Genomic DNA, 21,469 nt, shown 5'->3' with positions numbered 1-21,469 from the left:
CGAAGCTGTCAGATGTGAGCCTCGTCGCCTCCGTCACGTCCGTCCCGGCCGTCCCAGCGCGCCCGCCGCATCGCCAGCCGCGGCTCGCCGCCGGCCGTGTCGCGCAGCGGCGTGCCCTCGGCGCGGTAGTGCGACAGCGCCCGGTGTTCGCTGCCCGGCAGCGGTCGGCCGTCCGCGCGCACCACGCGCCACCAGGGCACGGCGCCGCCGTACAGGGCCATCACGCGCCCGACTTGGCGTGGTCCGCCCTCGCCGAGCCACTCGGCGATATCGCCGTACGTCATCACCCGGCCGGGCGGAATCCGCTCGGCCACCTCCAGCACCCGTTCCGCGTACTCGGGCAGTTCCGCGCTCATCCGGACCATGGTGCCGTACGTCACCGACAGGCTCGTGGAAGGTTCGCCTCCGCACCGGCGCGCACCCTGCTGCCCCGCACGGAGGCCGGTCCGTGCCACCATCTTCCGGGCGGTGACTGGTGATACGTGATCAAGAAGAGACGGAAGTGACGGCGAAGGAGCAGGGTGTGAGCCCTCCGGACGGCGCGACGTCGAACGACGGCGCACGCCCAGACACGCCCCGCGACGACCGTCGGGGCCCGGGCCCCGAGGACGGCCCCGAGCCGGGCGAGCGCGGCGGCCCGGAGCACCACGCGCCCCCCGGACCGGAGCACGGCGCGCGCCTCGGCGCGCAGCCCGGCCCGGACACGGGCCGCGGCGACGACCACGGCCACAGCGACGACCGCGACGGCGGTCACGCGGCTCGCGGCGCCGACGACCGCCTCGACAGCCCCGAGCGCCCGCACGGCCACACCCCGACCGACGCCGACCGTGTCGAGGTCGACGAACCGCTCCTCGCCGCCCGTGTCCACCGGCCCTCCGACCTCGTCCGGCTGCTCGTCGGCGTCCTCGGTATCGCCGTCGTCCTCGGCATCTCCGCCTTCGCCCACGGCACCACCGCCGGTCTCGAACAGGACATCTCCAACGGCACCGGTCAGGCGCCCGACGTCCTGATCAAGGTCGCCGGGCTGGTGGCGAGCATCGCCGTACTGCTCGTCCCCGTCGCCTTCGCCATCGAACGGCTCATCAAGCGCGACGGCCTGCGCATCGCCGACGGCGTGCTCGCCGCGGTCCTCGCGCACGGCGTCACCCTCACCACCGACCTGTGGGTCTCGCAGGCCGCCCCCGAGACGATCCAGGACGCCCTCACCCGCGCCACGGGCGCCGGCGGCGCCCTCACCGATCCGGTGCACGGCTACCTCGCGCCCGTCATCGCCTACATGACGGCGGTCGGGATGACCCGCCGTCCGCGCTGGCGGGTCGCGCTGTGGGTGGTCCTGCTGCTCGACGCCTTCGCGATGCTGGTCAGCGGCTACACCACACCCTTCTCGATCATCCTGACCGTACTGATCGGTTGGAGCGTGGCCTACGGGACGCTGTACGCGGTCGGCTCCCCGAACGTGCGCCCCACCGGCCAGCACCTGCTCGCCGGCCTCCGCCGGGTCGGCTTCCAACCGGTCAGCGCGATGCGGGCCGAGGCGCCGGACAGCGCGGAGGCCTCCGAGGTCAGCGACCGGGGCCGCCGGTACCACGTGACGCTGGAGGACGGGCCACCGCTCGACGTCACCGTCGTCGACCGGGAGCAGCAGGCGCAGGGCTTCTTCTACCGGGTCTGGCGGCGGCTGACCCTGCGCGGCATCACCACCCGGCGCAGTCTGCAGTCCCTGCGCCAGGCGCTGGAGCAGGAGGCCCTCCTCGCGTACGCCGCCATCGCGGCCGGGGCCAACGCGCCGAAGCTGATCGCCACCTCCGAACTCGGGCCGGACGCCGTGATGCTCGTCTACGAGCACCTGGGCGGCCGGACACTGGACTCCCTCCCGGACGAGGAGATCACCGACGAGCTGACCCGCAACGCGTGGGTGCAGGTACGGGCGCTGCAGTCGCGGCGGATCGCCCACCGGCGGCTCACCGGGGACGCGCTCGTGGTGGATCGTTCCCGCAATGTCATCCTCACCGACCTGCGGGGTGGCGAGATCGCGGCGGGCGACCTGGTCCTGCGGATGGACATCGCGCAACTGCTGACCACCCTCGGCCTGCGGGTCGGCGCGGAGCGGTCGGTGGCGTCGGCGGTGTCGGTGCTCGGCCCGGACGCGGTCGCGGACTGCCTGCCGTTGCTCCAGCCGATCGCGCTGAGCCGCTCCACCCGGGCGACGCTGCGCAGGCTGGCGCGCGAGCGGGCCGACCGGGAACGGGAAGCGGTACTGGAGTCCTCGCGGGCCGCGAAGGCGGCGCGCGAGGCGGACTCCGCGTCGAGCCCCGCCGCCGACCGGAAGGCGGAGAAGAGGGCGTTGGACGACGCGCTCGACGGGGCCCGCGAGGAGGATCTGCTGAGCCAGATCCGCCGACAGGTGCTGCTGATCCGCCCGCAGGCCCCGGTGGAGCCGGCGCGGCTGGAGCGCATCCGGCCGCGCACGCTCGTCTCGTTCATCGCGGGGGCGTTCGGGGCGTACTTCCTGCTCACCCAGCTGGCCCATGTGGACTTCGCGACCATCGTCGCGCAGGCGCGGTGGGGGTGGGTCGGGGCCGCGCTCGCCTTCTCGGCGCTGAGCTACTTCGCGGCGGCGATGAGCCTGCTGGGGTTCGTGCCGGAGCGGGTGTCGTTCCTGCGGACGGTGGTGGCGCAGGTGGCCGGGTCGTTCGTGAAACTCGTGGCGCCGGCGGCGGTCGGCGGTGTCGCGCTGAACACCCGCTTCCTCCAGCGGGCCGGGGTCCGGCCGGGGCTGGCGGTGGCGAGCGTCGGCGCCTCGCAGTTGTTCGGACTGGCCAGCCACATCCTGCTGCTGCTCTCCTTCGGCTACCTGACGGGGACGGAGAAGACCCCGGAGATGACCCCGTCCCGGACGGTCATCGCGGGTCTGTTGACGGTGGCGGTGCTGGTGCTGGTGGTGACGGCGGTCCCGTTCCTGCGGAAGTTCATCGTGACCCGGGTACGGGCGCTGTTCGCGGGGGTCGTGCCGCGCATGCTGGACGTACTCCAGCGGCCGCAGAAGCTGATGACGGGCATCGGCGGGATGCTGCTGCTCACGGCCTGCTTCGTGATGTGCCTGGACGCGTCGATCCGCGCGTTCGGGGGCGGGCAGGCCATCAGCTACGCGAGCATCGCGGTGGTCTTCCTGGCGGGCAACGCGCTGGGTTCGGCGGCGCCGACGCCGGGCGGCATCGGCGCCGTGGAGACGACGCTGACACTGGGCCTGATCGCGGCGGGGCTGGAGAAGGAGGTCGCGATCTCGGCGGTGCTGTTGTTCCGCCTGATGACGTTCTGGCTGCCGGTCCTGCCGGGCTGGCTTTCGTTCAACTTCCTGACCCGCAAGGAAGCCATCTAGCCCGGCCGGCGCCGCCCGGGTCCGGGGCCCTTCGGGCCCGACATGCGGCCCGCGGGGGAGCCGCCGTCGAATGCGGCGGCCGGTGGGCCCGACATCTGCCGCGGTGACCCTGCTGCCACCCGGCGGCGGGCGCCCCCCACCGGCAAGCGGAGCGGGGCGGGATCGCGTGAATCGCGGGGCGGGTCCCCCGCGCCGGCGCCTCACCCGGCCCGGGCAGCCCTCAGCCTCCCGGCGCCCGCCGACGCCCGTCGGGGCGGAGACGGGGCACGGCTCCCCCGCGGGGCGGGACGGCCATCGCCGCAGCGGGCCTCGACCCGGTCAGCCGAACAGGCGCGCGGTGAGCGACGACACCCGCCGACACCGGGGCACGGCCGGGCCGGCCCGCCCGGGGCGGGAGCCCCGCCCACCGGGCGCGGTCCGGGAACGGCCGCCCCGCGGGCGGGCCCGCCTGCGCAGCGGGCCCCGGCCGGCGCTCGGGCGGCGGTCAGGGCGGGGGGCGGTGGGGGGAGAGGAGTTCCGCCACGCGGGCGAGGGCCGGGGAGAGGGTGCCCGGGAGGGTGAGGACGTGGGACGGGGCACCGGGCGGGGGCGCCGTGGGCGGGGAGTCGATGAAGTCCGGCTCCGGGAAGTCCGCCGCGCGTTCCGCCGCCTCCAGCGCCAGCAGGTGGACGGAGAAGTCGTGGGCCAGCGCGACGACCCGGGGGTCGTCCGGCGGGAAACGCGGGTCGGAGAGCACCTCGATCTCCACTTCCAGCCGCCGCTGCTCCGCCCGCAGCCGCGGGTGCAGGGTGGACGTCCACTGTCCGGCCGCCTGCGTCGCCAGGCCCGCCGCCCGGGCCACCCCGGCTTCCGACCGCCGCAGGTCGCCCCCGCACGCCCGTAGTCGCCGTACGGCCGAAAGCAACTCCCCGGCCCGCTCCCGCCGCCGCTCCAGCGACACCTCCAGCTCCGTCAAGGGATCGTCGCGCCCGGCCGCGCCCTCCTCGGCCGCCCGTGGCCCGGCCTCGGGCAGCCCCAGTTCGATCACCGCCCGCACCCACAGGATGCGGACGACGTCCTCGTACCCGTACCGCCGCCGCTCCCCCCGGCCCCGCTCGGGCTCCGGGAGCAGCCCGGTGCGGTGGAAGTGCCGGATGGCGTTCGGCGTCGTACCGGTCAGGGCCGCGGCCTCGCCGATCCCGACCCACTGGGCTTGGTCCATGGCTCCAGGTGACCACGTCGGGCCCCGACCCGCACACCCCCGAACGGTCCATCGCCCGCGCGCCGCGGCCCGCCCGCCCACAGGATGGGTGCATGCCGAGAAACGCACTGCGGGTCACCGCCGCCGCGGCCGCCGTCGCCGCGCTGTTCACCGCCGGCGCCTGTTCGTCCGGCGACGGCGGGGAGAAGGACAGGAAGACCGCCGGCGGCAACCCGCCCAAACCCCTCAAGTGGGAGGCGTGCGAGGCTCCCACCAGCGCCGAGGGCGGCGGACAGGCGCCCGGCAAGGACTGGCAGTGCGCCACCCTCGACGTGCCCCTCGACTACGCGAAGCCCGAAGGGGAAACGATTCCGCTGGCCCTGATCCGCGCCAAGGCGCGCGACAAGGACAAGCGCATCGGCTCCCTCCTCTTCAACTTCGGCGGCCCCGGCGGCTCCGGCATCACCACCCTCCCGGGCGCCGCCAAGGAGTACGAGGCCCTGCGCTCGCGCTACGACCTGGTCAGCTTCGACCCGCGCGGCGTCGGTCGCAGCGCGCCCGTGCGGTGCGAGGACGACAAGCAACTGGACGCCTACTACGCCTCGGACTCCACGCCCGCGACCCCGCAGCAGGAGAAGGCGTTCGTCGACAACATCAAGCAGTACCAGCAGGCCTGTACGCGCAACTCCGGCAAGGTCCTCCCCCACGTCGGCACCGAGAACGCCGCCCGCGACATGGACCGCATCCGTCAGGCGCTCGGCGACGAGAAGCTGAACTACTTCGGCATCTCCTACGGGACCGAGCTCGGCGGGGTCTACGCGCACCTCTTCCCGAAGAACGTCGGCCGGGCCGTCTTCGACGCCGTCGTGGACCCGACCCAGACCTCGGAGCAGGGGTCCCTCGGCCAGGCCAAGGGGTTCCAGCTCGCACTCGGCAACTTCGCCCAGGACTGCGTGAACCGGGGCGACGCGTGCCGCCTCCAGGGCAGCACGGCCCAGGAGGTCGAGGCGAACATCACCCGCCTCCAGAAGCAGTTGGCGGCCAAACCGATCCCCGGCCTCCCCGGCCGGCAGCTCACCGATTCCGCCGCCACCAACGGCATCGCCCAGGCGCTCTACTCCAAGGAACTGTGGCCCCTGTTGGAACAGGGCCTGGACGAGGCCGAGGGCGGCCAGGGACAGCTGTTGATGGCGCTGTCCGACGCCCTCAACGGCCGTGACCAGCAGGGCCACTACAGCAACATCGGGGCGGCGAACACGGCGATCAACTGCGCCGACTCGAAACAGCGTTTCACCCTGGAGCAGACCAAGTCCAAGCTCCCGGAGTTCCGTTCGGCGTCGCCCGTGTTCGGCGACTTCCTCGGCTGGGCGTTGATGAGCTGCACCGACTGGCCGGTCGCGGGCGCCTGGGACACCCCGGACGTCTCCGCCCGCGGGTCCGCGCCGATCCTGGTGATCGGCAACACCGGCGACCCGGCGACCCCGTACGAGGGCGCCCGCAAGATGGTGGAGCGACTCGGCCCGGGCGTCGGCGTGGAGCTGACGTACAAGGGTCAGGGGCACGGCGCGTACAACAGTGGGGACGCCTGCGTGCAGCAGGTGACGAACGCCTATCTGCTGGACGGGAAGGTGCCGGCGGCGGGCAAGGTCTGCACCCCGGGCCGGAACCCGTCGGCCCAGCCGTCGTCGCCGCCCGAACAGCCGGACGACGCCTGAGCCGCGGGCCCGTGCCCGGGCGCCGCGCCCGCGCCACGCCGCAGGGACCCCGCGCCCGGCCCGCACACGCGCCGAGGGGCCGCACCGCTTGCGCGGTACGGCCCCTCGGACGCGAGGATCAGTCGGCCATCGGCGGGCGGCCGATCGGCGGGCGGCCGATCGGCGGGCGATCAGTAGACCGGCTTCTCGGGCTCGATCTGGTGGACCCAGCCGATGACCCCGCCACCGACGTGAACCGCGTCGGAGAAGCCCGCGGACTTCAGCACGGCGAGGACTTCCGCACTGCGGACACCCGTCTTGCAGTGCAAGACGATCCGCTTGTCCTGCGGGAGGTCCTGGAGGGCGGTACCCATCAGGAACTCGCCCTTGGGGATCAGCCTCGCGCCGGGGATCGAGACGATCTCGTACTCGTTCTTCTCACGGACGTCGATGATCTCGATCGGCTCGTCGCTGTCGATCCACTCCTTGAGCTGCTTGGGAGTGATCGTCGAGCCGGCCGCGGCCTCCTGGGCCTCCTCCGACACGACGCCGCAGAAGGCCTCGTAGTCGATGAGCTCGGTGACCGTCGCGTTCGGACCGCAGACGGCGCAGTCGGGGTCCTTGCGCACTTTGACCTGGCGGTACTGCATCTCCAGGGCGTCGTAGATCATCAGACGGCCGACCAGCGGCTCGCCGACACCCGTGAGGACCTTGATGGCCTCGGTGACCTGGATGGAGCCGATGGACGCGCAGAGCACGCCCAGCACGCCGCCCTCGGCGCAGCTGGGGACCATGCCCGGCGGCGGGGGCTCCGGGTAGAGGCAGCGGTAGCAGGGGCCGTGCTCGGACCAGAACACCGAGGCCTGGCCGTCGAAGCGGTAGATGGAGCCCCACACGTACGGCTTGTTCAGCAGCACGCAGGCGTCGTTGACGAGGTAGCGCGTGGCGAAGTTGTCCGTGCCGTCGACGATGAGGTCGTACTGGCTGAAGATCTCCATCACGTTCTCGGCTTCGAGCCGCTCTTCGTGCAGGACCACGTTCACGTACGGATTGATGCCCAGCACGCTGTCACGGGCCGACTCGGCCTTCGACCGGCCGATGTCCGCCTGGCTGTGGATGATCTGACGCTGGAGGTTCGACTCGTCGACCTCGTCGAACTCGACGATGCCCAGGGTGCCGACGCCGGCCGCGGCCAGGTACATGAGGGCGGGCGAGCCGAGGCCGCCCGCGCCCACGGCCAGCACCTTGGCGTTCTTGAGGCGCTTCTGGCCGTCCATCCCGACGTCCGGGATGATCAGGTGACGGGAGTACCGACGGACCTCGTCAACGGTGAGCTCAGCAGCTGGCTCTACCAGGGGTGGCAGCGACACGGGGACTCCGTAGATGGGTATGTCTGAACGGTTGTTCTCTCCGTAACACTGCCACGCCCTTCTTCATTCCGAGACACCTGTTCCGATACGCGAGACGATTTCGTCCCAGTACCCGGGCATCGACGCCCAGGGATCGCGGTCGGCGGTCCCGCGCCGGTCGGTGAACCAGATGGTCCCGGCGCCCTGCCAGCGGGCGATCCTCAGTGCCTCCTCCAGATGGGTGCGCGGCACGCCGTGGACCAGGTGGCAGAAGAGTTCCGGCGGGTAGTCGGCCGTCCATTCCGCCACCAGGGACCAGCGGTAGGCGGCCCACGACCCGGAGAAGGTGACCAGCTGGTCGGCGGTCTCCACGTACCCCTCGTAGGGGTGGGTGCCGTGGTCCAGCACGATGCGCAGGCCGTCGCCGAGGCCGCGCAGGGTGTCCACGACGCGGCGCACCGCCGCCAGGTCCGTCCGGTCCGCCGGGGTGTCGGCCAGGTAGAAGCCGCCGACCCCGTACCAGTCCCGGAAGCGGTGGGCGTCGGAGATCAGCTCCCCGAACGACCGCGACCCGTTCCGCATGGCGAGACGCCCCAGGAGTCGGCGGCCCGTGCCGCCGTCGCCGCCCGCGTCGCGCAGCCGCGCGGCGGCCTCGGCGCAGTGCGGGTCGGGCCGTCCGCCCGGGCCGTCGGTGACGTTGAGCACGGCCCAGTGCAGCGGTGTCCCGGGCCGGGTCAGCTCGGCCCACTCCACCGGAGCGAGCAGCGGGTGCCCGTAGCCGGGGGTGCCGAGGCCCAGCCGGCCCGCCCCGGTCGCGGCGGCCGGGGGCGTCGGCGTGGTCAGATGCGACACGCCGCCTCCATCCAGATGTCGGCCAGGGACTCCTCCAGATTGATCCGGGGCCGCCAGCCGAGCCGGTCGCGGGCGGTGCGCACGTCGGCCTGCTGCCAGGCGCCGCAGCCGTCGGGGTACGGGGGCTGCGGGGCGGCGGCCAGCTGCTCGGCCGTGGCCTCGGAGCGCGGGGCGCCGATGCCGGGCAGGCCCTGCGTTCGACCGGGGTGCCCGTGGGCGAGTGGGTGCTGCCCGCCGCCGTGCGGTACGTCCAGTTCGTGGAGCGAGCCTCCGTATCCCGCGACCCGGGCCAGTACGGCCGCCGCGTCACGCAGCCGGACCGCTCGGCCGGTGCCGATGTTGACGACGCCCTGGGCGGCGGACAGCGAGGCCGCGTGTACGGCCCGGGCCACGTCGCGCACGTCCACGAAGTCGCGCTGGACCCCGAGGCCGCTGAGCTTGAGTTCGCCGTCGCCGGACTGCATGGCCCGCCGCATGGCCTCGGCGAGCCGGCCGAGGGGCGAACCGGCGGGGGTGCCGGGGCCGACGGGCGAGAAGATCCGCAGCACGACCGCGTCCAACCCGGAGCCGAGCACCAGCTCGGTCGCGGCGAGCTTGCTGACGCCGTACGGTCCGCCCGGTCTCGGGACGGCGTCCTCGGCCGTGGAGGAACCGGGCTGGCTGGGCCCGTACTCGGCCGCGCAGCCGAGCTGGACGAGCCGGGCGCCGCAGCCGCTGCGGCGCAGGGACTCGCAGATGGTGGCGACCGCGACGGTGTTGTGGCGGGTCAGTTCCCGGGCGCCGCCGCGGGTGGCGCCCGCGCAGTTGATGATCACGCCCGGGTGGACGGCGTCGAGGAACCGGGTGAGGGCCCCGGGGCTGCCGGTCGCGAGGTCGAAGCGGACGTCGGCGTCGTCGCCCCGGCCGAGCGCGGTCAGCTGCACGGCGGGGTCGGCGAGCAGCCGGTCGGCGACGTAGCGGCCGAGGTATCCGTTGGCTCCGATCAGCAGCACCCTCATCGCGCGGCCCCTTGGTTGGTTGGCTGGCCGGTCATCCTGTTTCTCCTTGGGTCTGGGTGGGGTGGGGTGGTAGGGGTACGGCGCTCCGGCGACGGTTTCCGAAGGCTCAGGGACGCGCGTGTGCCGAGGCACGGGACAGCGCGACGACGGCGTGTACGAGGAGCCCGGCGGCGGCGGCGAGCGACGCCGACGGGACCGGTACGAGGGCCACGGCCAGGGCGGCCGCGGCGGGCACCCGGGGTGCGCCGTGGGCGAGCACCAGCCGGGTCAGGAAGAGCAGCGCGGCGAGCGGCACGGCGGGCGCGAGCGGTGCTCCGGCGAGCACGGCGGCCCCGGCCGCGGCCACGGTGAAGGCGGCGACGGTGCCGACCAGCAGCGGTCGCACCCCGGCCGCGAAGTCCTGGAGGGCCCGGCTCCCCGCGAGCCCGCGGCGGGCGCGGGCGGCGAAGGCGCCGGCGGCCAGGTGCGCGGGGGCCACGGCAAGGGCGAGCGCGACACCGAGGGCTGGGCCGTCGCGGTGGACGGCCCAGCCGACGGCGGCCGCCGCGAGCAGGTGCGACAGCCCGGGGAACCGCCCCCCGGCGGTCCGCCCGGGCCACACCAGCGCGGCGACGGTGACGACCACCGCGACGGCCCCGGCCCAGGGCACCCGGGCGGCGGACGCCCCGAGTGCCACGGCCCCGGGCAGCAGGGCGTAGCCGAAGCCGCGCAGGGCGGCGGGACCGGTGGCGCCGGCCGGGGCGGGCACGGCCGGGCCGTCCCCGCGCGGCGTGCGGGCGTACAGCTCCTCCGCGAGGGAGAAGACGTCCCGGTGGCGGAAGCGCGTGGCGGTGCGGTCGGTGATGCCGTGCGCTTCGAGCCCGGCGGCGATCTCCAGCGGGTCGACGGCACGCTCGCACAGCTCGCGGTGGCGGTGCAGCAGGGCCTTGACGGGATCCCCGGAGGCCCGCCGGCGCGGGCCGGCGGGATCGGGGCGCAGTCCGGTGTCGTCGAGGGTCATGCCGCCGCCTCCGTGGCCGCCGCCGAGCCCGCCGGTACGGGACCGGCCGATACCGAGCCCGCCACCGCGCCCGCCAGGGACGCGGGCTCCGGTGTCGCGATCCCCGGTGAGACGGACTCCGACTGCGGCGCGGGCTCCCCCGGGGCGGCCTCGGGTGCCCCGGCCCAGGTCGGCGCGGCCCAGGTGGGCGTGGTCCAGTGCCCCGGTACCCGCGCCTCCGGCGGTTGGGCGAACGGGATGCCCGCTTCGGGCCGGGCCGGACCTCGGGCCAGCAGGAGCAGGTAGATGTCGCGGAAGGCGGCCACGTTCTGCTCGACGGTGAACAGTTCCAGGGCCCGCGCCCGGGCGGCGGCCCCGAGCCGCCGCGCCCGCTCGGGATCGCGCAGCAGGGCCAGACAGGCGTCGGCCAGGGCCTTGGGGTTGCGCGGCGGGACGACCAGCCCGGTCCCGCCGATGACCTCGCACACCGCGCCGACATCGGTGGAGACGGTGGCCCGGCCGCTGAACATCGCCTCGGCGAGAGTGAGGGGGAACCCCTCGATCACCGAGGACAGCAGCACCACCCGCCCCGCCGCGTACGCGTCGGCCGGCGTGGGCGCCTCGGGCCCGCCGATCGCCTCGAAGGTGACGGGGTTCTCCCCCACCGTGACCGCGTCGGCGGCCTCGTCGGGGAACAGTTGCGCGGCCAGGGAACGGCAGTCGGCGAGGTAATCGGGCGCGGCGGAGGTCGCGAAGATCCGGAGCCGGGTCGGCGGCGCGGCCCTGCGGACTTCGGCGAAGGCGTGCAGCAGGGCGATGAGGTCCTTGGCCGGCTCTACCCGACCGACCCATACGAGTGTGTCCGGGTCGCCGCAGTCGGCGTCCTCCCCGGCGGTGGCGAATCGGTCCGCCTCCATCCCCGGGTAGACCGTGCGCACCCGTTCCCGCGCGGCCCCGCACCGCTCCTGCCAACGGCGGGCGTGCGCGTTTCCGGGGGTCAACAGGTCGGCCCGGGCGTAGATCTCGGCGGCCAGACGGATGTGGAAGGCGGCCAGCAGGGCGCGTACGGCGGGCCGCTCGTCCGGGGAGTGCTCCAGGTAGTGGGCGCGCAGCCGCACCCCGTACTCGGTGACCAGCAGCGGGACCCCGAAGAAGCGTTTGGCCAGCAGTCCGGGGATCGCCGCGGTCCCGCCGGCGGCGGCGTGACAGACGTCGGTCGCGCCGAGTTCCCCGTACCAGTCGAGGGACAAGGGCCGCAGGGCGCGCTCCAGTTCGTCCACGAACTCCAGGAGGTCCGGTACCCGGGCCGCCTGTAAGCCGCGGCCGGCGCCCGGCGCCCGACAGCCGGCCTCCACCACCCGGACGGCCGTCTCCGAGCGCAGGGCCGCGTACAGCCCGCCCTGTTCGCGGGCGAGTTCCGCGAGTCCGTACAGGCCGGCTGCGAAGGGCTCGGCCTGCCCGGCGCAGATGCCGCGGACCAACTCCCCGAAGCAGTCGGCGAACCTGCGGCGCTCACGCCGGGAGTGGCTCCGCCCGTCGTCGGCGGGGGCCCACAGGGAGGCGGTCCGCACCCGGCTGACGTTGGCGGGCAGCGGCACACTGCCGCGCCGTTCCTGTTCGGCGCTGCGGCTCAGCGCGTAGAGCTCGAACGAGTGCTGCGGCAGCCCGCGCACGAGCCGGTCGCACCACAGTCCGGCCTCTCCTGTCGCATACGGATAACCACCTTCCGTGAGCAGTCCGATCCGCACGAGTGGCACCCCCGATCTCCCGTTTACAGGCGGTCTCCGTCGGTCCGTCGACCCGCCGCGGGAGAACTCAAGCCGATATGCCGAAGGCGCGACGGACGGTTGTCCATCGCGCCACCGGAAGGGGTGAAGTGCCGTAACTTTCCCGTACGGGTCGCGTTCGAGCGCGCTACGCGACCGACGCCCCGGCGGGAGCGGTCAATTGCCGGGGTAGACCCAGGGGTTGGGCTTGCAGGGGATGTTGTCGATGTCGAGGGACTTCGTCTGCTGCTGCATGATCGGGGCGAGCGCGCCCGGCGTCCGACAGTTGACGTGCCCGTGTCCGAGCCGGTGTCCGACCTCGTGGTTGATGAGCATCTGGCGGTAGGCGAACATCTGGTCCGCGCCGTACGTCGGGGAGCCCTGGGCCCAGCGGAAGGCGTTGATCATCACGCGTTCGGTGGCCGCGGAATCGCAGGAGACGTTGTCGACGGTGGTGTCGAGGCCGGACTTGGCGCACCAGGCGCCGGTGGTCCCGGGGCTCGCCAGGGTGATCACGAAGTCGGACTCGCCGCCCGGCACCCGCTCGAAGGTCATCTCGCCGCCGTGTGCCCAGCTCCGGGGGTCGTTGAGGGTGCGGTGCACGGCCTCCGCGAACAACTGCCCGTCCATGCCGAGGCCCTGTTCCACGTCGACCCGGTAGCGCAGCAGCTTCCCCTTGCCCGGCGCCTTGGCGACGCCGGGGACGGTGTCGAAGAGGCCGGGGCCGGTGAGCTTCGCGTCGATCGGAAGCTGCTGGGCCATCTTCTGCTCGTACGTCGGCTCCGCCTGGGCCACCTCGGGGGTCGCCCGGCCCTCGGAACGGGACGCCGACGACTGTCCGTCGCCCGGCCGGTCCTTCGCGCTGTCCGCGGCGGCCCGGGTGGGGGTGGCGTCGCTGTCGTTCTGTCCGATCATCTGCCCGGCCACGACGACGGCGAGCACCGTGGTGACGGCCGCGGCGGCCATGCCGGTGTAGGTCCGGATCTTCGTGCCGCGGCCGGACCCGCTTCCCGCCTCGGTCTCCGCCGCCGACTCCGACTCGACTTCGACTTCGGCCTCGGCCTCGGCCTCGGCCTCGGGGGCAGGGGTAACGGAGTCGGTCCGGGACGGCGGTCGGGACGGGGGCGCCGACCCCGGCCCGGGATCGGGCTCGGGCGTGCCGAGCGGACCCCGCGGTCCCGGGAACCGGCGGTGCGTGCCGGTGCCGGGCTCGGCGGTCGGCTCGGCGGCCGGCACCGGGAAGCCGAGCACGGGGACGCCGAACGCCGGGGTGTCGCAGTCCCGCACGGGAGGTGGCGGCGCCGTCACACGGGTGCGCGGCACCCCCCGCCAGTCCCCGTACGCCGTGTCCCCCGCGGTCCGCGTTCCGGCGCCCCAGGCGCCACCGGGTTCCCGCTGCTGCGGATGCCCGGCCGGCCGCTCCTCGCGGGGCGGGTGGGAGGCGGAACCGAAGGGGTCGAAGGGCGCGCCGTGCGCCGGAACCCGGACGGACTCACGACGCCGCTCTTCCGGCGCGGACTCCACCGCCGGCGCGGGCCTGGCGGGGGCGGAGTCCTTGCGACTATGTCGTCCCACTCGTCTCAGCCTCTGCCGTCTTCGGTGTCTGCCGTCTGTTCGGTCTGCCCGGTCTGCCCGGTTCGCTCGGTCTGCCCGGGGCGCTCCACCCGCTCGTGGTGGTCGGCCCGCTCGCGATGGCCGCCGGAAGCAGTGTGGCGCGCGCTTTCGGTGTCCCGCAGCAGTTCCCGGAAGGCGGTGGCGACCGCCTCCGGGTACTCCATCATCGCCACGTGCCCCGCCTCGGGCAGACTCAGCAGTCGCGAACCCCGGAACGCCTCGGCGGCCTTGCGGGCCTTCCGGTACGACACCAGTTGGTCCCGACCTCCGTAGATCAACAGGGTCGGCGCGAGCACGCGCTGTGCCTGTCGCCAGAGTCCGTGCTGGCCACCGAGGGTGTAGGCGTCGACGATCCCACGTGAGGAACGGGTCATCGCGTCCCAGAAGTACGGCAGCGCCATCCGGCGCTCCATCTCCTCGACGGCCTCCTCGAAGCCCTCCACCGTCACCCGTGAGGGGTCTCCGTAACAGAGGTCCGTCACCCCTCTGGTGCGCTGTTCGGCGCTCATGCCCCGGGTGAGTCGCCCGAACAGGGCGGCGACGCCGGGCAGTGCCAGCAGGGCGGTGGGCACCGCCGACCGCTGTACGCGCAGCTCCGGCAGCGCGGGCGAGACCAGCGTCAGGGTCCGTACGAGGTCGGGGCGGACGGCCGCGACCCGGGTGGAGACGGCGCCGCCCAGCGAGTTCCCGAACAGGTGAACCGGCCCGCGCCCGGCGGCGTCGAGGTACCGGATGACGACGCGGGCCAGGCCCGTGACGGAGTAGTCCCGGTCGGTGGGCGGCGGTGACCAGCCGAATCCGGGCAGGTCGAGGGCTTCACAGTCCACGTCGCCGGCCAATTGCCGCATGAGCGCCGACCAGTTCTGCGAAGACCCGCCGAGCCCGTGGACGAACAGCGCGGGCTGGAGTCCGTCCCGTACCGATGGCCGAAAACGTACGTTCAGCTCCAGACCGGACAGCGGGGCCGTGCGCAGCCGCTCGCCTTCGGCCACCCGGGCTCCCCCCACCTGGGAGGTCAGCTCGGCGGCGGCCTTTACACCCGGCAGCTCCGTCGAAGACATGGGCCCAATGTTACGAGACGATCACACCCGGCCCCTTGTGTCGGCGGTCACAGGACCACCTGGCGGCGTAACCGCGATCCTCCTAGGCTCATAGGGAGACGACGAAGGCGAGGGGAGCGGTATGACGGTCGATCCTGCCGAACCGGACACTTTCCAGGAGGAGCTCCGGGAGTTTCCCGACCCGGAGACGCCCGAGGCCGACGCCGCGGAGCAGCACACCGATGTCCAGCCGCGTGACGACGACCGGCCCACCGGCGTGGATCGGGACGAGGCGACGGACGGAGACGCCTTCGAGCAGGCCCGGGTGGTCCCGCTGGACGAGGACGACTACCGCTGACCAGCGCCTCCGGCGGTCGACAGCGGTCCGTACAGCGAGAAAACTCGGCCTGAACCCACCAGATTCGGTTACCGAAAAGTACGATGGCGGCCCGGCGCAGAGCGCAGTGTGTTCTTAGAGAAAGTGGGAGGCGGCGTGACAGCCATCGAGCAGACGGACGCAGCGCGTCCCCGGGGCACGCGACTGCCGCGCCGAGCCCGACGCAACCAGCTCCTGGGGGCGGCGCAGGAGGTCTTCGTCGCGCAGGGGTACCACGCGGCGGCGATGGACGACATCGCCGAGCGGGCGGGTGTCAGCAAGCCGGTGCTCTACCAGCACTTCCCCGGCAAGCTCGACCTCTACCTGGCGCTGCTGGACCAGCACTGCGAGGCGCTGCTCATGGCCGTGCGCACGGCGCTGGAGTCGACGACCGACAACAAGCTGCGCGTCGAGGCGACCATGGACGCCTACTTCGCCTACGTCGAGGACGAGGGCGGCGCCTTCCGGCTGGTCTTCGAGTCGGACCTGACGAACGAGCCTGCGGTGCGCGAGCGGGTGGACCGCGTCTCGCTCCAGTGCGCGGAGGCGATCTCGGACGTCATCGCGGAGGACACCGGCCTGTCGAAGGACGAGTCGATGCTGCTGGCAGTGGGTCTGGGCGGCGTGTCCCAGGTGGTGGCCCGGTACTGGCTGTCGAGCGAGAGCCCGGTCGCCCGGGACACCGCGGTGGGTCTGCTGACCTCGCTCGCCTGGCGCGGCATCGCCGGTTTCCCGTTGCACGGCACCGAGGGCTGAGGCCGGCCGGCCCGTCCGCGCGGGGGGTCGCCGTTCGCCGTGTGGGGCGGGTCACTGTTCGCTGCGAGCGTGTCCGCCGCGAGCCGATCACGTCCCCTCTCCGGGCTAATGTGGACCGGGTACGGCGCGGCTGATCGCGCGAACCGGATCGTCGGAGGGACAAAGCCGTGGAGGTCAAGATCGGCGTGCAGCACGCACCCCGGGAGATCGTGCTGGAGAGCGACCTGAGCGCCGAGGAGCTGGAGCGCATCGTCACGCAGGCGCTGTCCGGCACGGTGCCGCTGCTGAGCCTGACCGACGCCAAGGGCCGCAAGGTCCTGGTGCCGTCCGACCGCCTGTCGTACGTCGACCTGGGCGAGCCGAGCGGGCGCAAGGTGGGCTTCGGCGCGCTCTGAGGCGCGGACCGGGGCGCGACTGGAGTCCCGACACAGCGAGAGAAACGGCCCGGCGGTTGTTCCGCCGGGCCGTTTCCCTTTGTTCCGCTTCGGGTAGGACCGCACTGCTGCACCCCGAAAAAGCCCGCTGACGTATCGGAAGGGACCTCATGCTGCTGATGGAAGCGCTCGGCTCCGGTCTGCTGGGGCTCGCCCTCGCCGGGGCGGCCGTGCGCGCGCTCGGGGACCGGCTGCCTTCTTCCAGAATGGTGCTGGTCAGCGGGGTGGCGGGCGCGCTGTTCGGGGCCTACCTCACGCACGTGTCGCTGGGTCCGGGCCACAACAGCCTGGCCGCGACGCTGCTGGGGTCCGTGATGGTGTCCGCGGTCGTGCTGTCGCTGCTGCTGCGGCCCTCCGGCCACAACGGGCCGCCGGGCAGGCGGCCTCCGTTTTCGCTCCCGACGCGGGGCTGAGCCGACCGACGCGATCCAGGGGACGGACGCACGCCGGCCCCGGGCGGGATTCCGCTCCGGGGCCGGCGTGCCGCGTGCGGGCGGGCCTCAGGCGGCGAGGCCGAGGGCCGCCATCCGCTTGGTGTGCGCCTTGGTGATCCGGGTGAACATCTCGCCGACCGCCGCGAGGTCGAAGCCGGCCGCCATTCCGTCGACGCCGCCGACCAGCATGGTCGACAGCGCGTCGCGTTCGGCGACGACGCGTTGGGCCTGCGACAGGGCCTCGCCCATCAGCCGGCGGGCCCACAGCGCGAGCCGGCCACCGAGGCGCGGGTCCGCGTCGATCGCGGCGCGCACCTTCTCGACGGCGAAGCCGCCGTGGCCGGTGTCGTCGAGGACGCCGACGACGAGGGCGCGGGTGTCGGTGTCCAGGTGGGTCGCGACCTCGCGGTAGAAGTCGCTCGCGATGGAGTCGCCGACGTAGGCCTTGACCAGGCCCTCCAGCCAGTCCGAGGGGGCGGTCTGGCGGTGGAAGTCGTCGACGCCCTTGGCGAAGGGCTCCATCGCGGCGGTGGGCTCGGCGTCGATCGCCGACAGCCGGTCGCGCAGCCGCTCGAAGTGGTGGAACTCGGCGGAGGCCATCTTCGCGAGTTCGGCCTTGTCGGAAAGAGTGGGCGCGAGCTTCGCGTCCTCGGCCAGGCGCTCGAACGCCGCGAGTTCTCCGTAAGCGAGCGCGCCGAGCAGGTCCACGACGGCTGCCCGGTACTGCGGTGAGGCCGAGGCGGTCGCCCAGTCCTGGGCGGCGATTCCGGCCGCCTCCCCGGAGGCGCCGTCGTCGGCGGGCGATGCGTTTTCTACGGTCGACATGCTCCGCACAATAGCCCGCCGAAACCGGCCGCGAACCACCTGCTCAGTCCACCTAAACACGACTACCAGGTGAATTCACCCGACACGGCTGCGCGATTCCGGGGTACAGTGGTAAAGCGCCTGCCGGAAACTCGGCGGGCCATCCGAATGAGGATGCCCGGTCGGTGGCCCGATCGGCTCCACCCGACCGCCCTCTGTGTGGTGCGTACGTCCATGCGTACCGCCTGCACGAGGGGCCCCCTCAGCGGCAGAAGCGCTTGAGCGAAGGCTAGTGGTCCCGCGCAGCTTTGTACGGCCCGCCCGAAACCTGGGCGGCCGAGTACTGCAAGCCCGGCACGGTACGACCCCCCTCGCCGCCTCGCGCCGCGTCTCACAGAAGAGGCAGCACCCTGACTACGTTCCGTGACCTCGGTATCTATCCCGAGACCGCCGAAGCCCTTGAAGCCGTCGGCATCGTGTCCCCCTTCCCGATCCAGGAGATGACCCTCCCGGTAGCCCTCTCCGGCTCGGACGTCATCGGCCAGGCCAAGACCGGAACCGGCAAGACGCTCGGTTTCGGCCTTCCGCTGCTGGAGCGGGTCACCGTCCCCGCCGACGTCGAGGCGGGTCGGGCCCGACCCGACCAGCTGACCGACGCGCCGCAGGCCCTCGTGGTCGTCCCGACCCGCGAGCTGTGCACGCAGGTCACCAACGACCTGCTGACCGCGGGCAAGGTCCGCAACGTCCGCGTCCTCGCCATATACGGCGGCCGCGCGTACGAGCCGCAGGTCGAGGCGCTCAAGAAGGGCGTCGACATCATCGTCGGCACCCCGGGCCGACTCCTCGACCTGGCCGGTCAGCGCAAGCTGGACCTGTCCCACGTCAAGGCGCTCGTCCTGGACGAGGCCGACGAGATGCTCGACCTGGGCTTCCTGCCCGACGTCGAGAAGATCATCAACTACCTGCCGCCGAAGCGCCAGACCATGCTGTTCTCGGCGACCATGCCGGGCGCGGTCATCGGCCTGGCCCGCCGGTACATGTCGCAGCCGACGCACATCCGCGCCACCTCCCCCGAGGGCGAGGGCGTGACCGTCGCCAACATCAAGCAGCACGTCTTCCGTGCGCACAACATGGACAAGCCGGAGCTCGTCTCCCGCATCCTCCAGGCCGAGGGCCGCGGCCTGGCCATGATCTTCTGCCGGACCAAGCGCACGGCGGCCGACATCGCCGAGCAGCTGGAGAAGCGCGGCTTCGCCTCGGGCGCCGTCCACGGCGACCTGGGCCAGGGCGCGCGCGAGCAGGCGCTGCGGGCGTTCCGCAACGGCAAGGTCGACGTGCTCGTGTGCACCGACGTCGCCGCGCGCGGTATCGATGTCGAGGGTGTGACCCACGTCATCAACTACCAGGCGCCCGAGGACGAGAAGACCTTCCTGCACCGTGTGGGCCGTACCGGTCGCGCGGGCAACAAGGGCATCGCCGTCACCCTGGTCGACTGGGACGACATCCCGCGCTGGCAGCTGATCAACAAGGCGCTGGAGCTGGACTTCCACGAGCCGGTCGAGACGTACTCCACGTCGCCGCACCTGTACGAGGAGCTGAACATCCCCGCCGGGACCAAGGGCATCCTGCCGCGTGCCGAGCGCACGCGTGAGGGCCTGAAGGCCGAGCAGCTGGAGGACCTGGGCGAGACCGGCGGCCGTGGTGGCCGTGGCGGTCGCGGCCCGGCCGCCGCGGCGCCGGTCGAGGAGCGTCCGGCCCGTACGCGGACCCCGCGTCAGCGCCGACGTACGCGCGGTGGCAGTGAGGTCGCCGAGACGGCGGCCGCCGCGGTGACCCCGGTCGCCGAGGCCCCCGCCGCCGCGGCCCCGACCGTGGCGGACCCGGTCGTCGCGGCCCCGGCCGCCGATGAACCGCGCAAGCCGCGTCGGCGTCGGACCCGTGCGTCCGCGCCGTCGGTGACCGCCGCCGCCGTGACCCCGGACGCCGAGGCACCGGCCGCAGCGCCGGAGCCGGACTTCCAGATGGCCCCGGCCGTGGAGCCCGTCCGGGCGCCGCGCCGCCCGGTCCGTCGGGTGCCGGCGCCGTCCGCCGCGGAGCCGGACTTCCAGATGGCCCCGCCGGTGGAGCCGGCCCCGGCCCGCCGCACCCGGACCCGCAAGACCGCCGCCCCGGTGGCCGAGGCCGTCGCCGAAGCCGCCGTGGTCCCCGCACCGGCCGCGGTCGCGGAGGAGGCGCCGGCCAAGCCGAGGCGCACCCGTACCCGCAAGGTCGCGGAGGCCGCCCCCGTGGCGACCGAGCCCGTGGCGACCGAGGCCGCTCCGGTGGCCGAGGAGGCCCCGGTGAAGCCGAAGCGCACGCGGACCCGCAAGGTCGCGGAGGCCGCCCCGCCGGCCGCCGAGGTCGCGGCCGTCTCCGAGGAGACCGCCAAGCCCAAGCGCACCCGCACCCGCAAGGCCGCCACCGCCGCCGTGGAGGCGCCCGCCGCCGCTGCGGAGGAGGCTCCGGCCAAGCCGAAGCGCACGCGGACCCGCAAGGCCGTGGCGCAGACCCCGGAGGCGTAACCGCCCCGGGCGCAAGCGCTCCGACGGCCCCGTTCCCCTCATCGGAGGGGAACGGGGCCGTTCGCGTACCAGGGGCCGGGCCGCGGGCTACGGGCCGGTAACCTCGGGCCCATGAGCAAGCCGCCCCGCCTGACCCTGCCGTCCGTCGCCCGCGCCCGCCGTCTCGGGACCGCACGCGGGGAGTTCGCCGTGCACGAGGCGGGCGAGCCGCTGCGCGGCACCGCCCTGCTGGTCCCGGGCTTCACCGGCAGCAAAGAGGACTTCATCGGTCTGTTGGAGCCGCTGGCCGCCGCCGGCTACCGGGCGGTCGCGGTCGACGGGCGCGGTCAGTACGAGAGCCCGGGCCCGCGCGACGAGTCCGCCTACACCTGCGAGGAGCTGGCCCGGGACCTGCTCGCCCAGGCGGAGGCGCTGGGCGGCGGGCCGGTACACCTCGTCGGCCACTCCCTGGGCGGCCTGATCTCCCGCGCCGCCGTGTTGCGCGACCCCGCGCCCTTCGCCTCCCTCACCTTGATGAGCAGTGGTCCGGCCGCGATCGCCGAGGACCAGCAGGCGCGTACGAAGCTGCTGATCGCGGCGCTGGAGGCGCTCCGGGACGACATGCCGGCGGTCTGGGCCGCGATGCGGGCCCAGGACCCGGCGGACGCCGTGCCCGACTCCCCCGCGCTGGCGGACTTCCTGCGCGAGCGGTGGCTGTCCACGGTGCCGGAGCAGTTGATCGGCACGGGGCGGGTACTGATCTCGGAGCCGGACCGGGTGGCGGAGCTGGCGGAGGTACCGCTGCGCAAACTGGTGCTGTCGGGCGTGGTCGACTACGCCTGGCCGGTCCCGTTGATGGACGAGATGGCACGGCGGTTGCGCGCGGCGCGAGTCGTCGTCGAGGGCGCCGAACACTCCCCGAACGCCGAGAACCCGCAGGTCACAGCGGATGCGCTGGTTGCCTTCTGGGGCTCGGGCGCATGCCCCGAAGTCTCGGTTCGTTAGCGAGGGAAAAAATTTCCTTAGCGTAGGGAATGTTTGCGGCTTACACTTCGTTATGCCAGTGCAAGTGAAACACTGACGAAGGGAGAAGCCGTGCGCTTCGAGATTCTGCGCCTGGACGATGTCAACGGGAGCGCCGTGGACAGCACCGTCGTGGACGCGGCCTCCGTCAACCGGATCGTGCAGCACGCCGCCTCAGTCGGCCAGCGCATTCTGATCCGACCGGCCGAGACCGCGTCCAACTGACCCGCTTCCCGCGGTAGACGAGACGA

The 21,469-nt window shown here is 73.5% G+C and carries 19 protein-coding genes; 9 read left to right on the top strand and 10 right to left on the bottom strand.

Annotated elements, in window-relative coordinates; translation table 11 throughout:
• Positions 1 to 8: 8 nt before the first annotated feature.
• Positions 9 to 356 carry an MGMT family protein gene (locus E6R62_RS15200; RefSeq protein ID WP_276615585.1) on the bottom strand — a complete coding sequence of 116 codons (348 nt, stop codon included), beginning with the start codon at positions 354 to 356 and terminating at the stop codon, positions 9 to 11.
• Positions 357 to 523: 167 nt separating this feature from the next.
• On the opposite strand from E6R62_RS15200, the gene E6R62_RS15195 reads away from it, so the two are divergent.
• Positions 524 to 3,379 (top strand): lysylphosphatidylglycerol synthase domain-containing protein, encoded by a 2,856-nt coding sequence (locus tag E6R62_RS15195; protein WP_240801687.1) that lies wholly within the window; start codon positions 524 to 526, stop codon positions 3,377 to 3,379.
• A 484-nt stretch (positions 3,380 to 3,863) separates the two neighbouring features.
• Here the strand turns inward: E6R62_RS15195 and E6R62_RS41745 are convergent, their stop codons facing one another.
• Entirely contained in the window at positions 3,864 to 4,580 is a 717-nt protein-coding gene (locus E6R62_RS41745) for a MerR family transcriptional regulator (RefSeq protein ID WP_136213942.1), read from the bottom strand.
• Positions 4,581 to 4,672: 92 nt separating this feature from the next.
• Between E6R62_RS41745 and E6R62_RS15185 the strand changes: the two genes are divergently transcribed.
• Positions 4,673 to 6,274, top strand: coding sequence for an alpha/beta hydrolase (locus tag E6R62_RS15185; protein WP_136213941.1), 1,602 nt, complete (start codon positions 4,673 to 4,675; stop codon positions 6,272 to 6,274).
• Between the two features lie 170 nt (positions 6,275 to 6,444).
• Here the strand turns inward: E6R62_RS15185 and moeZ are convergent, their stop codons facing one another.
• The 7 genes from moeZ to E6R62_RS15150 all read right to left on the bottom strand — a co-directional run bounded on the left by moeZ (position 6,445) and on the right by E6R62_RS15150 (position 14,872).
• Entirely contained in the window at positions 6,445 to 7,623 is a 1,179-nt protein-coding gene (gene moeZ, locus E6R62_RS15180; protein ID WP_136213940.1) for an adenylyltransferase/sulfurtransferase MoeZ, read from the bottom strand.
• Between the two features lie 63 nt (positions 7,624 to 7,686).
• Positions 7,687 to 8,454 carry a spherulation-specific family 4 protein gene (locus E6R62_RS15175; protein ID WP_136213939.1) on the bottom strand — a complete coding sequence of 256 codons (768 nt, stop codon included), beginning with the start codon at positions 8,452 to 8,454 and terminating at the stop codon, positions 7,687 to 7,689.
• The gene (locus E6R62_RS15170) at positions 8,442 to 9,452 is read right to left on the bottom strand and encodes an NAD-dependent epimerase/dehydratase (protein ID WP_136213938.1); all 1,011 of its coding nucleotides are present in this window, start codon (positions 9,450 to 9,452) and stop codon (positions 8,442 to 8,444) included. The genes E6R62_RS15175 and E6R62_RS15170 overlap by 13 nt, the downstream gene beginning before the upstream one ends.
• A 106-nt stretch (positions 9,453 to 9,558) precedes the next feature.
• Positions 9,559 to 10,452 carry a hypothetical protein gene (locus E6R62_RS15165; RefSeq protein WP_240801686.1) on the bottom strand — a complete coding sequence of 298 codons (894 nt, stop codon included), beginning with the start codon at positions 10,450 to 10,452 and terminating at the stop codon, positions 9,559 to 9,561.
• A complete protein-coding gene (locus tag E6R62_RS15160) occupies positions 10,449 to 12,179 on the bottom strand; it encodes a DUF3492 domain-containing protein (protein ID WP_136213937.1) in 1,731 nt (576 codons plus the stop codon). Before E6R62_RS15160 ends, E6R62_RS15165 begins: the two co-directional genes overlap by 4 nt.
• A 195-nt stretch (positions 12,180 to 12,374) precedes the next feature.
• Positions 12,375 to 13,772 carry a DUF3152 domain-containing protein gene (locus E6R62_RS40840; RefSeq protein ID WP_240801685.1) on the bottom strand — a complete coding sequence of 466 codons (1,398 nt, stop codon included), beginning with the start codon at positions 13,770 to 13,772 and terminating at the stop codon, positions 12,375 to 12,377.
• Between the two features lie 5 nt (positions 13,773 to 13,777).
• Positions 13,778 to 14,872 (bottom strand): alpha/beta fold hydrolase, encoded by a 1,095-nt coding sequence (locus E6R62_RS15150; protein WP_136213936.1) that lies wholly within the window; start codon positions 14,870 to 14,872, stop codon positions 13,778 to 13,780.
• A 121-nt stretch (positions 14,873 to 14,993) separates the two neighbouring features.
• Here E6R62_RS15150 and E6R62_RS15145 point away from each other — a divergent pair, with 121 nt between their 5' ends.
• The 4 genes from E6R62_RS15145 (at position 14,994) to E6R62_RS15130 (ending at position 16,830) form a co-directional block, all read left to right on the top strand.
• Entirely contained in the window at positions 14,994 to 15,209 is a 216-nt protein-coding gene (locus E6R62_RS15145; protein ID WP_136213935.1) for a hypothetical protein, read from the top strand.
• 135 nt (positions 15,210 to 15,344) lie between these two features.
• Entirely contained in the window at positions 15,345 to 15,983 is a 639-nt protein-coding gene (locus tag E6R62_RS15140; protein ID WP_136213934.1) for a TetR/AcrR family transcriptional regulator, read from the top strand.
• 167 nt (positions 15,984 to 16,150) lie between these two features.
• A complete protein-coding gene (locus E6R62_RS15135; RefSeq protein WP_136213933.1) occupies positions 16,151 to 16,378 on the top strand; it encodes a DUF3107 domain-containing protein in 228 nt (75 codons plus the stop codon).
• Between the two features lie 149 nt (positions 16,379 to 16,527).
• The gene (locus tag E6R62_RS15130; RefSeq protein ID WP_240801684.1) at positions 16,528 to 16,830 is read left to right on the top strand and encodes a hypothetical protein; all 303 of its coding nucleotides are present in this window, start codon (positions 16,528 to 16,530) and stop codon (positions 16,828 to 16,830) included.
• An 87-nt stretch (positions 16,831 to 16,917) separates the two neighbouring features.
• Here the strand turns inward: E6R62_RS15130 and E6R62_RS15125 are convergent, their stop codons facing one another.
• Positions 16,918 to 17,676 carry a ferritin-like fold-containing protein gene (locus E6R62_RS15125; protein ID WP_136213932.1) on the bottom strand — a complete coding sequence of 253 codons (759 nt, stop codon included), beginning with the start codon at positions 17,674 to 17,676 and terminating at the stop codon, positions 16,918 to 16,920.
• Positions 17,677 to 18,155: 479 nt separating this feature from the next.
• On the opposite strand from E6R62_RS15125, the gene E6R62_RS15120 reads away from it, so the two are divergent.
• The 3 genes from E6R62_RS15120 (at position 18,156) to E6R62_RS39520 (ending at position 21,443) form a co-directional block, all read left to right on the top strand.
• The gene (locus E6R62_RS15120; RefSeq protein WP_240801683.1) at positions 18,156 to 20,216 is read left to right on the top strand and encodes a DEAD/DEAH box helicase; all 2,061 of its coding nucleotides are present in this window, start codon (positions 18,156 to 18,158) and stop codon (positions 20,214 to 20,216) included.
• 111 nt (positions 20,217 to 20,327) lie between these two features.
• Complete coding sequence (locus tag E6R62_RS15115) at positions 20,328 to 21,200, top strand: alpha/beta fold hydrolase (protein WP_136213930.1); 873 nt, start codon at positions 20,328 to 20,330, stop codon at positions 21,198 to 21,200.
• 90 nt (positions 21,201 to 21,290) lie between these two features.
• Positions 21,291 to 21,443 (top strand): hypothetical protein, encoded by a 153-nt coding sequence (locus E6R62_RS39520; protein ID WP_168714059.1) that lies wholly within the window; start codon positions 21,291 to 21,293, stop codon positions 21,441 to 21,443.
• Positions 21,444 to 21,469 lie beyond the last annotated feature (26 nt).

The organism is Streptomyces sp. A1136, from assembly GCF_004795055.1.
Lineage (GTDB): Bacteria > Actinomycetota > Actinomycetes > Streptomycetales > Streptomycetaceae > Streptomyces.
The sequence above is the reverse complement of the archived record's forward strand: the minus strand, read 5'-3'. Positions and strand labels throughout refer to the sequence as shown.

Coding starts and splice junctions, on each gene's coding strand:
- E6R62_RS15200 (WP_276615585.1), bottom strand. CDS start 356: ATGAGCGCGGAACTGCCCGAGTACGCGGAACGGGTGCTGGAGGTGGCC.
- E6R62_RS41745 (WP_136213942.1), bottom strand. CDS start 4,580: ATGGACCAAGCCCAGTGGGTCGGGATCGGCGAGGCCGCGGCCCTGACC.
- E6R62_RS15185 (WP_136213941.1), top strand. CDS start 4,673: ATGCCGAGAAACGCACTGCGGGTCACCGCCGCCGCGGCCGCCGTCGCC.
- E6R62_RS15170 (WP_136213938.1), bottom strand. CDS start 9,452: ATGAGGGTGCTGCTGATCGGAGCCAACGGATACCTCGGCCGCTACGTC.
- E6R62_RS15165 (WP_240801686.1), bottom strand. CDS start 10,452: ATGACCCTCGACGACACCGGACTGCGCCCCGATCCCGCCGGCCCGCGC.
- E6R62_RS15150 (WP_136213936.1), bottom strand. CDS start 14,872: ATGTCTTCGACGGAGCTGCCGGGTGTAAAGGCCGCCGCCGAGCTGACC.
- E6R62_RS15145 (WP_136213935.1), top strand. CDS start 14,994: ATGACGGTCGATCCTGCCGAACCGGACACTTTCCAGGAGGAGCTCCGG.
- E6R62_RS15130 (WP_240801684.1), top strand. CDS start 16,528: ATGCTGCTGATGGAAGCGCTCGGCTCCGGTCTGCTGGGGCTCGCCCTC.
- E6R62_RS15125 (WP_136213932.1), bottom strand. CDS start 17,676: ATGTCGACCGTAGAAAACGCATCGCCCGCCGACGACGGCGCCTCCGGG.
- E6R62_RS15120 (WP_240801683.1), top strand. CDS start 18,156: ATGACCCTCCCGGTAGCCCTCTCCGGCTCGGACGTCATCGGCCAGGCC.
- E6R62_RS15115 (WP_136213930.1), top strand. CDS start 20,328: ATGAGCAAGCCGCCCCGCCTGACCCTGCCGTCCGTCGCCCGCGCCCGC.